This is a genomic window from Paenibacillus cookii (assembly GCF_018333375.1).
Taxonomy (GTDB): domain Bacteria; phylum Bacillota; class Bacilli; order Paenibacillales; family Paenibacillaceae; genus Paenibacillus_AQ; species Paenibacillus_AQ cookii.
This window is the reverse complement of sequence record NZ_BORW01000002.1, coordinates 172,496-186,781: the sequence shown is the minus strand read 5'-3', so window position 1 is coordinate 186,781 and position 14,286 is coordinate 172,496. Positions and strand designations below refer to the sequence as shown.

At 53.4% G+C, this 14,286-nt stretch carries 15 protein-coding genes; 12 read left to right on the top strand and 3 right to left on the bottom strand.

Annotated elements, in window-relative coordinates; genetic code table 11:
- Positions 1 to 82: 82 nt before the first annotated feature.
- The 8 genes from KI367_RS03710 (at position 83) to KI367_RS03675 (ending at position 7,960) form a co-directional block, all read left to right on the top strand.
- Positions 83 to 880, top strand: coding sequence for a hypothetical protein (locus KI367_RS03710; RefSeq protein ID WP_212947680.1), 798 nt, complete (start codon positions 83 to 85; stop codon positions 878 to 880).
- A gap of 47 nt (positions 881 to 927) precedes the next feature.
- Complete coding sequence (locus KI367_RS03705; RefSeq protein WP_212947679.1) at positions 928 to 2,175, top strand: MFS transporter; 1,248 nt, start codon at positions 928 to 930, stop codon at positions 2,173 to 2,175.
- Positions 2,176 to 2,232: 57 nt separating this feature from the next.
- Entirely contained in the window at positions 2,233 to 3,294 is a 1,062-nt protein-coding gene (locus KI367_RS03700) for a suppressor of fused domain protein (protein ID WP_212947678.1), read from the top strand.
- Positions 3,295 to 3,344: 50 nt separating this feature from the next.
- A complete protein-coding gene (locus KI367_RS03695) occupies positions 3,345 to 3,482 on the top strand; it encodes a hypothetical protein (RefSeq protein ID WP_212947676.1) in 138 nt (45 codons plus the stop codon).
- Between the two features lie 2 nt (positions 3,483 to 3,484).
- Positions 3,485 to 5,149: a DUF6138 family protein gene (locus KI367_RS03690; protein WP_212947675.1), complete on the top strand. Its 1,665-nt coding sequence runs from the start codon at positions 3,485 to 3,487 to the stop codon at positions 5,147 to 5,149.
- An 83-nt stretch (positions 5,150 to 5,232) separates the two neighbouring features.
- Positions 5,233 to 5,964: a DUF4274 domain-containing protein gene (locus tag KI367_RS03685; RefSeq protein WP_246536578.1), complete on the top strand. Its 732-nt coding sequence runs from the start codon at positions 5,233 to 5,235 to the stop codon at positions 5,962 to 5,964.
- 320 nt (positions 5,965 to 6,284) lie between these two features.
- Positions 6,285 to 6,506, top strand: a complete 222-nt coding sequence (locus tag KI367_RS03680) for a hypothetical protein (RefSeq protein WP_212947673.1) — start codon at positions 6,285 to 6,287, stop codon at positions 6,504 to 6,506.
- Positions 6,507 to 6,571: 65 nt separating this feature from the next.
- The gene (locus tag KI367_RS03675) at positions 6,572 to 7,960 is read left to right on the top strand and encodes an SMI1/KNR4 family protein (RefSeq protein ID WP_212947671.1); all 1,389 of its coding nucleotides are present in this window, start codon (positions 6,572 to 6,574) and stop codon (positions 7,958 to 7,960) included.
- Between the two features lie 211 nt (positions 7,961 to 8,171).
- Here the strand turns inward: KI367_RS03675 and KI367_RS03670 are convergent, their stop codons facing one another.
- From KI367_RS03670 to KI367_RS03660, 3 genes are all read right to left on the bottom strand, one after another.
- Positions 8,172 to 9,026, bottom strand: coding sequence for a manganese catalase family protein (locus KI367_RS03670; RefSeq protein WP_212947669.1), 855 nt, complete (start codon positions 9,024 to 9,026; stop codon positions 8,172 to 8,174).
- Between the two features lie 265 nt (positions 9,027 to 9,291).
- Positions 9,292 to 9,642, bottom strand: a complete 351-nt coding sequence (locus KI367_RS03665) for a DUF2512 family protein (RefSeq protein WP_036714106.1) — start codon at positions 9,640 to 9,642, stop codon at positions 9,292 to 9,294.
- 227 nt (positions 9,643 to 9,869) lie between these two features.
- Positions 9,870 to 10,604: an MORN repeat-containing protein gene (locus tag KI367_RS03660; RefSeq protein WP_212947667.1), complete on the bottom strand. Its 735-nt coding sequence runs from the start codon at positions 10,602 to 10,604 to the stop codon at positions 9,870 to 9,872.
- A 308-nt stretch (positions 10,605 to 10,912) separates the two neighbouring features.
- On the opposite strand from KI367_RS03660, the gene KI367_RS03655 reads away from it, so the two are divergent.
- From KI367_RS03655 to KI367_RS03640, 4 genes are all read left to right on the top strand, one after another.
- A complete protein-coding gene (locus KI367_RS03655; protein WP_212947665.1) occupies positions 10,913 to 11,239 on the top strand; it encodes a hypothetical protein in 327 nt (108 codons plus the stop codon).
- 112 nt (positions 11,240 to 11,351) lie between these two features.
- Positions 11,352 to 12,203 (top strand): Hsp33 family molecular chaperone HslO, encoded by an 852-nt coding sequence (locus KI367_RS03650; RefSeq protein ID WP_212947663.1) that lies wholly within the window; start codon positions 11,352 to 11,354, stop codon positions 12,201 to 12,203.
- A gap of 9 nt (positions 12,204 to 12,212) precedes the next feature.
- The gene (locus KI367_RS03645) at positions 12,213 to 13,037 is read left to right on the top strand and encodes a MerR family transcriptional regulator (protein WP_212947662.1); all 825 of its coding nucleotides are present in this window, start codon (positions 12,213 to 12,215) and stop codon (positions 13,035 to 13,037) included.
- Positions 13,038 to 13,160: 123 nt separating this feature from the next.
- Positions 13,161 to 14,279 carry an ABC transporter ATP-binding protein gene (locus tag KI367_RS03640; RefSeq protein ID WP_036715643.1) on the top strand — a complete coding sequence of 373 codons (1,119 nt, stop codon included), beginning with the start codon at positions 13,161 to 13,163 and terminating at the stop codon, positions 14,277 to 14,279.
- Positions 14,280 to 14,286: the final 7 nt, after the last annotated feature.

Genomic DNA, 14,286 nt, shown 5'->3' with positions numbered 1-14,286 from the left:
TCGAAACGTTTCTTTCGATTGAAGCTGCAACATACATAGGAAATTCAAAGAATCGCAACTCTCTTGGAAAGGAGATGGGCTCATGTGCACGGGAGCGGCTTTTTATCATACGGGCCGTATTGGTCCGTCGGAAGCCCTGGAGATCGGCTGCGCTTTTTTCGAATCGACGGGCATTCGGATTACGAGCGCAGGTTATTATGAATATCTCGAGAACGGCGATCATGAAGGAGACCATGACATCAAGGAAGTATCCTTTGACAAGTTGAAAGCGTTGCTTGACGAAGGGAAAGCTTCCGCCTTCTGGCTCTACAACCAGCAAGGTTTAGCCCCTTGGAACGCCGCATTTGAATACCAAACGGGTGGATTCGGAAGTTTTCCGCATATGGCCGCGTTTTGCGATATCGGGATCGACCGGATTTACGGGAGGCTGACGGGTTGGATGCGGCAAACCGCCGAGCGGGTTCGTTTTCCGTACGGCATTCTGTATACGGCCGAAAACATGACGGCTGCCTTTTATTATGCGGCGGGATATAACTTCACTACGATGTTTACAACCGAGAACGGCTTTGCGTTCAACCGCGAAACGCCGGGCTTGTATAACGGGCAGGCGCGTTATGTCGACAAAATGCTGCGGATGGCATACCCGTGCAATCTGTTGAATGCGGAGCACTTAAAAATCGATCTTGGCGGAATCGCGCTTGGGGACTGGATTCAGGCTGATCGGAAACATGGCGTATTTAGCCGGGTCCGCGAAGATTTGTGGATGTGGGAAGTCGAAGCCGGGCAGCTAGAAGAGGTAAACCGGATTTTGGGAGAAGCGGGCGTTCTGGTGGCATGGAGGCCGCCGCAGCCGAAGAAGCCCAGAAGAAAATTGCCCTGATCAGCATACCAAAGGAATGGGTACCATCAAAGATTCGGAGGAAATGTATGTCGCGCCGACGGTTCAGCCGCTTGCAGGGGAACAGCAGGGGATGCCTTGCGTTCGAGCCCTTTTTTCTTATTCCTTACAGCATGTTTGGTACATATGCAACGCTTTATATGCATAACCTTGGCATTTCCGAGACGAACATCGGATGGATTACCACCATCGGTCTCGTCGTCCAAGTGTTTTCTTCCTTCATCAGCGGGTACTTGACCGACCGAATGGGGCGGAAATCCGCGATTTTGTATTTCGATCTGCTGAGCTGGAGCCTGGCGACCATTTTATGGGCCGTATCGCAAAACGTGTGGTTTTTCCTGGCCGCGGCGATCATCAACGGCTTTCAGCGCGTTCCTCATGTCGCGTTTTATTGCCTGGTCGTGGAGGATACGAAACCTTCCGATCGAACCTACGTGTTTACGCTGCTGCAGATTATAAGCGTCATCGGCGGACTGTTTGCCCCGCTTGGCGGCTTGCTCGTCGACCGGTTTGGGCTTGTGCCCGGCGTAAGGATCATGTACGTGCTGGCGTTCCTGATGATGACCTTTCAGTTCGTCGGCCGCCACCTGACGACGCGCGAAACGGAAATCGGCCTGCGCAAGATGCGGGAAACGCGGGAGCTCGGCCTGAAAGAAAGCCTGATCGATTACGGCGGGGCGATCCGCGATATTTTTGCCAGCAAACCGCTTTTGCTCATTTTTGGCATTTATATTTTGTTCAATTTCCAAGCGACGATGAAAACGACGTATCTCTCGCTGTATTTGGCCGATTATTTGCATGTCGACAGCGGGCTGATATCCCTGTTTCCGGCGGTGTCGTCGGTCATCATGCTGCTGACGTTATGGCTGCTCATGCCCAAAATTCCGGAACAGGCCGCAAACCGGGCCATGATGGCCGGTTTTGCTTTATCCGTCCTGTCGAACGTCATGCTGGTCATTCTGCCGACTTCCAACCTGGCATGGATCGGTTTAAGCACCGTTTTGGCAGCCGTCGGATTGATGATCAGCTCCCCTTATTTGGAGGCGGCCGTGCAAAATGCGATCGACGACGAAAAACGGGCCAAAGTTTTTTCCATGCTGTCGGTGCTCATCCTGTTGCTGACTTCCCCGGCAGGCATCATCGGAGGTTGGGCTTACGAGCTGGATCCGCGCATTCCGATTTGGATCGTGTCGGCGGCGTTTGCCGCTTCCGTCCTGCTGATGCTGATGCACCATCGAGGAGATCGCGTTCGCAAGGAACGAACACTCGAACAATAAACGAAACTAAAAAGAAAATGGCACGATAACCAAAAAAGGACATGGAGGGTACCACCTATGAGCGAAGAAAACAATACATCCGGCTGGGATGCCATCGAACAGCAATTGACGAACATTTACGGGGAGCAGGAGCCAAAACATTATGGAACGCTTCTTCCGTTCATGCTCGGCGGGCAGGATCCTCTGGACGGCATTAGCGCCTATAAGAGCGAGACGCCCGTTCCTCATTGGCATGTTGTCACGTACGGATTTTCGGAGCTGTACGAAAAAGAAACCGAAGACGCGGAAATAAGCGGCTACGGGTTCGAATTAACGTTTCGCCTTGCGCGGAGCCCGGAAGAGGAAGAACCGCCGGCCTGGGCCCTGAACCTGCTGCAAAACATGGGACGATACGTATTTAAAAGCGGCAACGTATTCCGGTCCGGGGATTATTTGGACGCTAACGGGCCGATTTGCCTCGGTTCCGACACGTTGCTGACGGCGCTCGCTTTCGTGCACGATCCGGAGCTTCCCGCCATTGAGACGCCGAACGGCCGTGTGGAATTCATTCAGATGGTAGGCATCACGAAAGATGAGCTCGAGTCCATGCAAACCTGGAACACGCTGGGGGTGCTTGCCGCCGGACTTCCGTACATGCCGCAGTACATCACCGATTTGGGGCGCGAGTCGCTCCTCAAGATGCCTGCCGTTGCGGAAGCGGTGGAGAAAGGCATGGAGGAAGATGGGTCCAATACGGGGTTCCTGTACGTCGACCAGTTGTCCTGGACTCCGGGCAAAAAAGGGCTGTTCAGGACGGCTCCGGCGGTTCTCGGCCTCGGTGCCAAGCAGGCCGGCATCGTCGGCAAGCTGCTGCGCGGCCGGATTTTGAAAGGGAAAAGCTTAACCTTGGTGGGGCCTGAAGTCAGGGTCGTGCTTGAACCGGGGGAACAAGCGGCCGCCGCGTTCGAAGACGGGGAGCTCCGCATTTCCTTGAACGAGCAAACCGTGACGGAGCTTAGCCGGAATTTGCTTCCTAAAGAAAATATGATCGAGCTTCCGGCGTTAAAAAACATCGCGATTCAAATCTTAAAAACGCACATTAAGGATCAGGACGGGAACGTCGTGGAGACGATCGGGTGACGAAGTCCCCGGCAAGCGGAAAATAAGCGTGTTCCGGAGAAGGCAAACCGATGGCGGTGGATGATCCGACGGCTTTTTCCACGAAGCTAACGGAGCGTCGCGATCCTTCTGAAGTCGCGGTCTTCGGAACGCCGCGACCGCTCGCCCAGCCAGAAAAAACCGCGGTCATCGCAAGGGAGGGTTATTGACGTTGAACCAGGCAGCCGAAGCTTTTTTGCAGGATGTATGGCATCGAATGACGGAAATTTATGAACGGGAAAACCGGAGAATCGGAGAGCTTCCCAAACCAAGGAGCCTGCAGGCCGGCATGAAGGACTACCTGAGGGTCGCCTGGAGAAAACCGAAGGGTGGCGGCGGATACGGACGCACCCATATCGATGTCTTTGAACCGTTCGATTGGAGCGACGACGCGTATAAATCCGAGGCCGGCTCTTACGTTCAAGAGCTAACGGACGAGGTTCTTGCGGACGAGGTTTTCCCTGCTTTCATTGAGCGGATGAACCGGATTTTTTTGGATGGCCCTTATGATCCGCAATTTTTTGATTACCGTCTGGAGCTGGTGTTGGAATTTGACCGGGACGACCATGTGCTGCGGCTTTCGCAGGTGTTGGTGAACGAGGCGAAGCGTCTTCGGCTCCGGCAGCGTCTGGATGCGTTCATCCAAACGAAAATCCTGTCCGATCTCCCGGTGCGGCCGGCGAAGGAGGATGAATTCTTTTTTGCGCGCCTGCTTCTGAACCCGGATCTGTTCGAGCAGAAGCGGGAAAACGTCGAGCCGCTGATCCGGCGCCTCGGGGACAAATTGCGGGAAAACCCCGGGCGGGCGGCCGGATGGGAAGCCGAATGCGTGTCGGCGTTCAAAGCATGGGCGCAGGAACGGTTTTTGCCCCGTTATTTTCAGCGGACCGGCGACTTTGGCATGCCGTGGGTTCTTCAGGAGGCGGACGGGCGCGGGGAGCCTGCTCCCGACGAATTGGAGTTTTTTCTGTATGCCGCTCAGGAGATCGGAACCTTGGAGCCGGATACCCGGCAGCAGTATCTCGAACTTGCCGTGCAGCTCGGGTCGGAGCAGGCGGCAGCGTTTTTGGCGCATGGCAGCGGACGATTCGAGAGCATGCGCCGGAGCGGGCGGTTCCAAGGGAAAGCCAACGACGTGCTGCAGACGATCGAAATCCGCATCTTGTCCGAAGAGGAAGAAGCCTATGCCGAAGCGCTGGAATATCTCATCGACCTGTTGAAGAATGGTTTTCCGAAAGGATATCGATTCGGGCTCAAAAGCAAGGAAAAACATTTCCTGCCGCTTCCCAAACTGGCCAAGTCCCGGCTGCACCAATTTTTCGGAAATGCGCTTCGTTATCCTGCGCTATATCCGAAGCTGGCGGAATACGCCGGGCTGGCGATGGAGGAGTTCGCTTGGTACCGGGACGTGGAGCCGGGAGAAAAATCCGTCATGCCGGGCACTTATGCGGTGTTCGGGCTTGGTTTATGCAGCGATGCCTATTTTGAATTGGTGCAACAATATATGAAGCTTGTCGACACCGAGCATCAATCCATGCAGGACGGTTATGCGGACGCTTTTATCGAAGCCCATGGGCTCTCGGTCGAAACGATGCCGGTATGGGTATCGATCCTGCTCGGGGGAAGCGAATCCGCAAAGCCGGTCAAATCCGCCCCGATCGACAGCCCGGAGCAGGCGGACGCGCTGTTGGCCGAGCTAGAAAACATAAAAAGCTATCCGCGCGAAGCGGTGTTGTACCGGATATTCGGCAGCCCGGGCAAACTCGCGCAGGTTGCCAAAAAAGCTTCGCCGCCGCTAAAGGACAAACTTTTGCGGATATCGGAGTGGATGGCCTAAAAGCGGTCGCGGAAGAGGGGCCGCAGATAATTTTAAACGTTTCCTGCCTGGAACAGGATCGCATCCATACGGAAGAAAACGAAATGAGGAACGAGGAAATGGACTGGACGGAAATCAGCAAAACGAAGGAACTTGACACCATCCGCAGCGCCGTGGATCTGCTTGATCCGAACGAACGGGACGCCCGCGGAAGAACCCCGCTGATGCTTTGCATCACGAACCGGATGCCCGTCGAGGGAATCCGGATTTTGCTGGAAAAAGGGGTGGACTTGGAGGCGGAAGACAAGCTGGGCGATACCGCCTTAAAAAAAGCAGTGAAATTTAAGCAGGCGGAGACCGTCAAACTGCTGCTCGAATTCGGAGCGAGTCTGGATTCTCCGTACGGCATTTTGGGGACGGCGTGGAATGCGGCAAGAAGGAACAAAACGATGGCGGACCTGCTCCTGGGCACCAACGGTGCGGTGCGGCTAACTTTGGATCCGCGGGAACAGGAGATCGTGGACGGCATTTTGTATGAAGAGTCGATCGACGACATGTGCAGCCGGATCCGGGAGCTGTCTTCGCCGGAATTGATCCATGCCGTCGTGGACGGCTACAACTGGGATGACGGTCCGGAGCCGATGATTGCGGCTTACGAAAATCCGGCTTGCGCCGAGATTACGCTGCTGGATATGTACGAACTGATGGAAGCCGACTATTGGCTCGACATGGACGAAGAGGAATGGTCTCACAACGAGGAATACCGGCTTTGGCGGCGGCTTGCCGAAGGGCTGCAGAAAAAAGGGGCATCCGCGGACGCCATGGAAGATCGCTGAGCCAGCGACAACACCGGCTCTATGGTTGCCCGGCCAGACTGCGGGATGTTTTTAATGGGGGCCGGGAACGCGGGAGCGTCATGCGTCAGCGGTTCAGCTTACCTGTGAATGAAGGGGAGATTTGCGTTGAGCACGATCCGGCCGGAACTAAAGGAAAAATTGGGGCAACTGAAGGCTGTGGGCGATGCGATAAGCGAGTATGTCCATTTTGAATTGTTTGGCCCCGAGAGTTTGGCTGCCGAGCAAGTCGGATACGCCGTCGATGCGGAAGGCCGGTCGCTGGTTTCCGGCGATGAGGGCGCACGGGCAAGCTTCCACCGTTGGGGGTCACCTGCGCCGGATTGGATGCCGAGGTTCAAGCGATGGCGGACGGGGACGCTTATTCGGATCTGGACACCTGGAACATGCTGCTGGATCCCGCTTACCGTTTTGCGCAAACGCAAGAAGCCGCGCTGATCGGCCGCATTCAAGCGATGAGCGAACAGGGGATGGGCATCCAGGCGATCGCCGCGGCGCTTCAAGTCCCTTTAAAAACGGCGTAAGGCTTTTGGAAGAAAGCGAAAGAGCCGCGAGCCGGTTTTTAAGAGTCGGGAAAAGGAGGAGGAACATGGCCATGGAACAACTGGCCCGCATCCGCCTAAAACTGAGGAAGGCTGCGGCGGCCGATGCGGAATGCAGCGTATTTGGCGCGCGCGTTCATAAGTATAGGCTCCAGGAGCCGCTCGGACGAGAAGCATTGGAACGGTTCGAAAACACGCATGGCGTCAAGCTGCCGGAAGAATATGCGGCTTTTTTGACGGAAATCGGAAACGGCGGGGCAGGGCCGTATTACGGCATACACCCCTTGGGCGCCAGGCAGTCGATCGACCTGGACGGCATCGGGCTGCCTTCGCCGCTCCGCCCCAAGACGCGCGAAGAAGCTTCGGCCGAACCGAAAAAGCATCAGCGTGGCGATAATGATCCGCCAGAGGCGTTGGAGGACGAGTGCGGCGACGATTCGTATTTCTGCCGCGGCCTGTTGAATATCGGCGAACAGGGCTGTTCGTACGAAACGATGCTGGTCGTTACCGGAGAGTTCCGGGGGAAGGTCGTCTATTTGGATCTGGACCACCCGAGCTCTTCCTTTTTTACATATGAAGCGAATTTTCTGGATTGGTACGAGCGCTGGCTCGACGAAGTCATCGCCGGATACGACAGCGCATGGTTCGGCATGCGCCGGAGCGGGGATGAATGGGCATTGACCGAATTATACCGGTCGGCCGCATCGCCTGCCGCCAAAATCGAAGCCCTCGAAGGCATGCTGAAGCTGCGGGACATCACGGACGAAACGGCCGGCTTTTTATGCGGCGTGCATGCCGAGGAACCGGGGGAAGTCGGGCGCTCTGCGCTTCAAATTTTGGCCAAGTTCAAATTCGGGCAGGCCAAGACGCTTTTGCGGGAGATGCTTCGCAGCGGCGATATGGCAGGCCAATTGGCGGCGCTCGAGTCGATCCAGTGGTATAGGCCGAAAGGGGACGCAAGCTTTGTTGAAGAGCTGGCCGCCTTGTTGCCGGACGTGGCGGACGAGCGGTCCTTTCGCTTAGTCACCATGATTTTACACGACTCCGGAGCGGACATGCTGCCTATGCTGCTGCCTTTTTTTGGCCACCCGCACAAGGAGTTTCGCGTTCAGGCATTGTATCTGGCAGGCAAGTCAGAGGCTAAGGCCGGCTGCGTAGAAGCCTTCCTGGCTGCCCTGGAAGACCCCGATCCGCGAGTGCAGCATACGGCGCTGCAGGCCCTTGGAGGGGTGCCGGATCTGAGGCTGCTTCCCGTTTTTGAGAAGCTATTGCAGCAGCATAAAACGAACAAGGATTATATCCGCTCAAACATTAGAGGGCTGCTGGAAGGGTTCCCTTTTGCTTCGATGGAGCAGGTCGAAAAAGAGCTCCCCTCTTCCATGAGGCAAGTGAAAGGGATGCTGAGAAAAATACTGGAGCCTTACCGCAGGAATTGATCTCCGGGGTTGAAACAAGCAGCAAGGCGCGGATTTCCGTGCAAGAAGCCTGGCGGGCCGGGAGTGATATTTGACCAAAAATGAGGGGACATGCGGATAAACAGCAAAAAAAGCTGTGCCTATGATGGCACGGCTTTTTGTATGCCTCTGATGAATACGGCAGCAGGTTGCTTCATCCGTAGCGATTCCGGCTCCTGTTCCCCGAACCGGCTTAGGCGTTCAGATCGCGAATTCCGGGGCTGTGCTCGTTAGGAAGCTCCGGCAAATTCGGAACCGGAAAGCCTTCGGGCGGCTGAACGACTTGGAGACTGCCGCCGTTTCGGCTTGGGGTTTGGCCGCTGAAAATTTCGCCGATCCTCGTTGCGTCCAGCCGGAAATTGAATTGGGCGTTATGGAAGCCCATATCCACGTATTTTTTGCATTCCGGATATTTATGGATATCGTAATTCGGGACCGGGAAGAGCTTGCCCCACTCCACTCCAAGCGTTTCGAGCGCTTTGGCGAATGCGTTTTGATGGGCATTGTCGCGGACGATCAGGAAAGCCAGCGTTTCCCGGAACGTTTTGTTCGAGCTCATTTCATAGATCCTTGATTTTTGCAGCACGCCCGTCGATTCCAGCACGAGATTGTCGAGCAGATTCGCTACCAGGTTGCCATGGTCGTATACATAATTGCCCATCCATGGATTTCCCGCCGCATCGACCGGCAGCGAGCTTTGAGCCCCCATGATAAAATGGTGCGGGTTCGCATGTTTGATCGCCTCGTCCAGCGGCGCTTCGTCGATGCCGGCATTGCCCGGTCCGGGAGCTCCGGCCCCTGTCAGCAGCTGGTTGATCGTATGCTGCACAAGCTCGACATGGCTGATTTCCTCCAAAAACACGCCCCGGATCAAATCCCGGTATCGGGTGTCTTTTCCCCGGAAGTTGTTGCTCTGGAAAAAGAACTGCATCATGGTCCGCATCTCGCCGAAACGGCCGCCGAGCGTTTCTTGCAGGACCTTAGCGGCAGCAGGATCCGGTTTATCCGGTACGATCAGGTTGATCAAATCTTCCTTGTAAAAATACATGGCGATGCCCCGCTTTCCTGAAATGTTGTATGCCTTCAGTTTCATTCAAGGCGGCCGGTTTCATGCAGCTAAAGGGGCAGGTAATCCTTTCCTTTGTCCTCACCTGGAAAAAATTTAAGACGAGCCAGGTCTCTACAAAAAACTAAGGCCAACCCATTGCAAAAAATAAAACAAGAAGCGAAAAGACCCTTTAGCACAAAGCCAGAGAGTCTTTTCGCTATTGTTGTATTGAACGTGTTAGGGCTCCGTCAGCCCTCGCCACAGGTTAGGCCCGCTGTCTGCGAACCGGGGTATGGTCCCGCAGCAGCCACATATGGAAGAAGTACTCAAAAACTCCTGCCAAAACGGTGATCACCAATATTTCCGTGAGGTTCAGCGTCCAATCGGCCGCATCGGCGATGATCCACAGCATGGCAAAAACCAATACTGCATCCGCGATAGTTGCGACGATGTTGCTGGTTCTTGGAAGAATCAGGAGATCTCCCAGCAGGTAAGCAACGATGCCTATGCCAAGCGCGGCCAGCAGCGCCGACATCAGGGTCGCGTTCGACATCAGGTAAATCAGAGCCGTAATCATGACGCCGTGAACGACCAGTTTCACCAACAGCTTTTCCATCAATATCACTCCTTTTGAAAATTAGGTTACCCAACTGATACATTTATAACCCGTTGAATCGACTTGAAACAGCGTTGTCGGTTTGTGGTACTCCGCTTTAGAGGAACGGAAGGCCCGAATGAACGGTTTGTCATCCGGGGGCATGCCGCCCCGCCCGTAATGCAAAAAGCCGTGCCAATGTTAGGCACAGCTTTTTTAGCGTTTTATAAAAGGTTATCCTGTTTCGATTATTTCAGCGGCAGCTGCTTGGACAACCGCTCAAATTCGTCCAAAATTGGATTGAATTTGGATGTATGGCTTTGGAAATATTTTAGGGCCGCATCGTATTTGCGCTGCTCCGCTTTGGTATCCACAGGGAATATGCTATAGGCGTGGTGAATGGAGCCGCTACGGTAATCGACGCTAAACATCTGTCCTTTTTTAAAGAAAGCTTTCATGTTGACGTTGCTGTCAAGAATGTTCAGCGTTTCATTCGGGCTTTTGTAGGTGAAGCTGTAATCCGGGTCCGCCAGCGCATGGATGACGTTGTAGCCGGTTTGGAGAACGCCGCCGCTGAACGTGCCGGTTTGGATTTCGTTCCAGCGGACCGAGCCGTCTTCCTGGGTTACTTTGTGGGTCAACGTCCCTTTGCCGCTCATTTTGTCCTGCTTCCACGAGCCCGAGTACACGACTTTATGTTTCTCGCCGTTTTCGTCGACATATTCGTTGATGTATTTTCCCGAGCCTTCCCGTTTGCCGTTGACGAATGCGCCGGAATACTGCTTGCCTTCGCCCCATTGAATGGCTCCGCGTCCGTTCGGAATTCCGTTTTTGACCTCGCCGTAATAAGAGGCTTGATTCGGTAATTTCACCCATTCTTTGGCGGCCTCGGCCTTCGCCGGGATGGAGCCTGCAGCGAGGGAGGCGGTTGTCAATGATGCGCACAGCGCCAAAGATAGGGATAAAGCCGTCCATTTTTTCATGTAAAGCATCCTTTCGAGTATGAAATTTATGTATGTCGAGACACCTGGAAACGTTTTGCGCGATGGCTGGATGGAACGTTCCCGTCCGTCGACTATCCCCATTATATACGATTTTCGACAGGAAGAAGTTGCCCCTTCTGGGGATTTTTTATCCTAAGTTCAGCGAATGCAAAAACAGCCCGAGACGACCCAACGCCTTCTTTTAAATATAGCGGTTGATCTCCGACGCCAGAAGGATTTTATTCGCCGTTTTCTAGTTGAATATTAAAACCGCACACCAGATGAATCCGGCAGGGAGTACCTGATAAATGAAGAATATTTGCAGTGTAACGCGAAATGGTGGAGTTTTGCCTAGCAATTTCGTGTTTGATGGACGGAATGGAATTAGTAAAGTAGGGGCGTTGCTGGACTTAATCCGGTTCGGCTGGAGATCGCAGGGACATCACAGGGAACTTCAGCGATTATCGCGGCAGTTATATGACGAATGCGAATTTCCGGTGCGTTACGAGGAAGGTCAATCCGTGCTGTACCGGGTGTTGCAGGAGGATCGTTATCCGCGAAAATTCTATTATCATACGGTGTTTGAGCAGCGGCTTAAAAAACACTGGATCACGCCCGGACAGCATTTTAGCTGAAAGTGCAGATCCGCACGAGTTTCGGGCTTTTTTAGCGATTTGATTCCATGCTCTTGAATCTGACGTAACGTTAGGTTGTATGATGGTGCGAAAGAGGAAAGGAGCACCAGAGATGAAAGCGACAATTGCAAAATTGATGACTACGGACAAACAAGCCAGAATTTTGTATATGGACAACACGTTCATGATGCGCGAGCTGATCGGCGAGCGTCCCATACATCCCCTATGCGCGGAAGCGTTGGCTGCGAGTTTTACGCTATCGAGTCTGGTTTGTGGTTTACTGAAGGATGGTCAGCGGCTAAGCATCCGCATCGACACGTCGGTGCCTTCCGCATATATTCATTGCGATGTTGATTCGGAGGGCAATGTCAGGGGTTACGCCAGCGATACATTCATCAAGCAAAAACCCGTGACGATCCCGGAACTGATCGGGGACAAAGGCGTGATCCGGATCACGAAAGATATCGGAATGGGGGCGATGTATACCAGTGCCGTCGATATGCCGCACGCCAACATTACGGACGATTTCTCCCATTTTTTCTTGCAAAGCGAACAAGTGGAAACTTTTTTTCGTTATGATTATGGCACGGACAAAAACGGTAACGTCGCTTTTAGCCGCGGCATGCTGTTTCAACTGCTGCCGTTTGCAGGAAACGGGTTGTTCGAAAAGTGGGCAAGTCGGATGGATGAAAGCCGGGAGAAATTCAAGGCTGCGTCCTTGCCGATGGATCCACAGACATTAAACACGTTGTTCCCGGACGCCGATGTCATGGAATTTGGCACCGTGCGGCTTTTTTGCGGATGTTCCAAAGATGCTTTGATCGGCTTGCTGTTCGGATTGGGCATGGAAGAACTGAATCAGGCGATCGACAAGAACCAGGAAATCGAGATCTCATGCAGCACTTGCGGCAAAACATACGTATATAACAGCAGGGACTTGCTTGCTCTCATGGGGAAAGGATAAGATGTGCACATGGAACAAGAGTACATGAAAATCGGCGATTTGGCTAAAATGGTCGGCGTTTCGGTCCGAACGCTGCATCACTACCATCAGATCGGGTTGCTGATTCCCGGCCATATGACGGAAGGCGGACACCGGTTATACGACGAAGAAGACCTCAAGAAGTTATACCACATTATAGCGTTAAAAGATTTCGGATTCAGTCTCGAAGAGATTCGGGACCTGATGCATCCGGTTTCCGTGAACCCGCTTTTTTTGATTGATTTGCAATTGAAAAAGGCGACGAAAATGCTGCAATGGCAGCAAAAGCTTTGCGATTCGCTGAAAGAAGTCCAAACCATGCTGCGAGCACAAAAATCCCCGTCCGTAAGCGATCTTGTCGAAATTGTCGTCATGACTCAGATGAACACGAGGTTTTATCTGACGGATGAACAAATCGCGCAAATCAAAGAAGTTTATCGATCGATTCCGCCCGAAGAGGAACGGGATTTAAAGGAAGGATGGCGGAGCTTCATATCCCGGTTGGAGAAATGCCGAAGCAACAAGCTGCCGGTAGAAGATCCCGAAGTAAAGGCGCTGACGGACTACTGGCAACGTTTTGTGAAAACCGTAACCGGCAATGATCCGGATATCATTGATGCCGCATATACGTTCCATGCCGATCATGCCGGAAGCAAACAAAATGTTCTTCAATACGGGCTAACCCCGGAGTTGTTTCAATATTTACAACGGGCGATGCAAGCAAGGGACGCGAATGAAAAAGGGGAAGACAGGGCCGACGTGATCCGCGGCATGTCTAACGATGAAGACGGCGATCGGCAGTTAACAAGTGAATAAGCCAAATTGGGGAGCCGAAAACGGCCCCCTTTTTATGTTCCAAAATAAAATCGCTTAAACCTTTATTAACACCAAATTAACAGCCTCCCCTTTATAATGGGCAGTAATCGGGAGGGATCGCCAGTGGCCAACATTCTATTCAATCAGGTTTACAAGCGGTTTGGAAAATACAAAGAGATTGCTGTAAGCGATTTCAATTTGACCGTGGAGGATACGGAATTCATCGTCCTGGTAGGACCGTCAGGGTGCGGAAAGTCCACGACGCTGCGCATGCTGGCAGGCCTGGAAGACGTGTCCGACGGCGAAATTTATATCGGCGACAAGCTGGTCAACGATATTCCCCCAAAGGACCGCGACATCTCCATGGTATTTCAAAACTATGCGCTGTACCCGAATATGAGCGTGTATGAAAACATCGCCTTCGGCCTTCGCTTGCGGAAGCTGCCCAAACATGAAATCGACCTTGCCGTCAAACGGGCGGCCCGCGTGCTTGAAATCGAAAATTTTTTGAACCGGAAGCCGAGGGAACTGTCCGGCGGACAGCGTCAGCGCGTGGCGTTAGGCCGGGCCATCGTGCGGACGCCGCAGGTGTTTCTTATGGATGAGCCGCTTTCGAATTTGGATGCGAAGCTGCGCGTGCAGATGCGGTCGGAGATCATCAATTTGCACCGCAAAATCGAAGTAACGACGATCTACGTCACCCATGACCAGATCGAGGCGATGACGATGGGGGATCGGGTCGTCGTCATGAACCGGGGGATCATTCAGCAGGTGGACTCGCCCGAAATGATCTATAACAAACCCGTGAATATGTTCGTGGCCAACTTTATCGGGAATCCCCCGATGAATTTCATCAAAGGCAAGCTCCAGGAGCGGGATGGGGAGTTGCAATTTTATACGAACCGCTTTGATTTGACCATACCGCCCGCGCAGGCGAGCACATTGCGGTCGCTCCATATGATCGACCGGGAGATTATCCTGGGGATACGCCCGGAGCATATCAGCTTTGAACCGCACCGGATCGAAGCTTCCTCGAAATCCCTGGTCACCGGCGTCCTGCAGTTCAACGAATTCGTCGGCTCCGACCGTTATTACCATATTGACATCAAACAGGATCGCAGGCTCGTCATCCGCGCGAACGAAGGCATCCGCTGCGATGACGGGAGTTTGGTTACCGCGGCGATCAATATGGATAAGGCATTGTTTTTCCACAAAGATACGGAAATGCTCCTGACGAAATAAGGGGGTT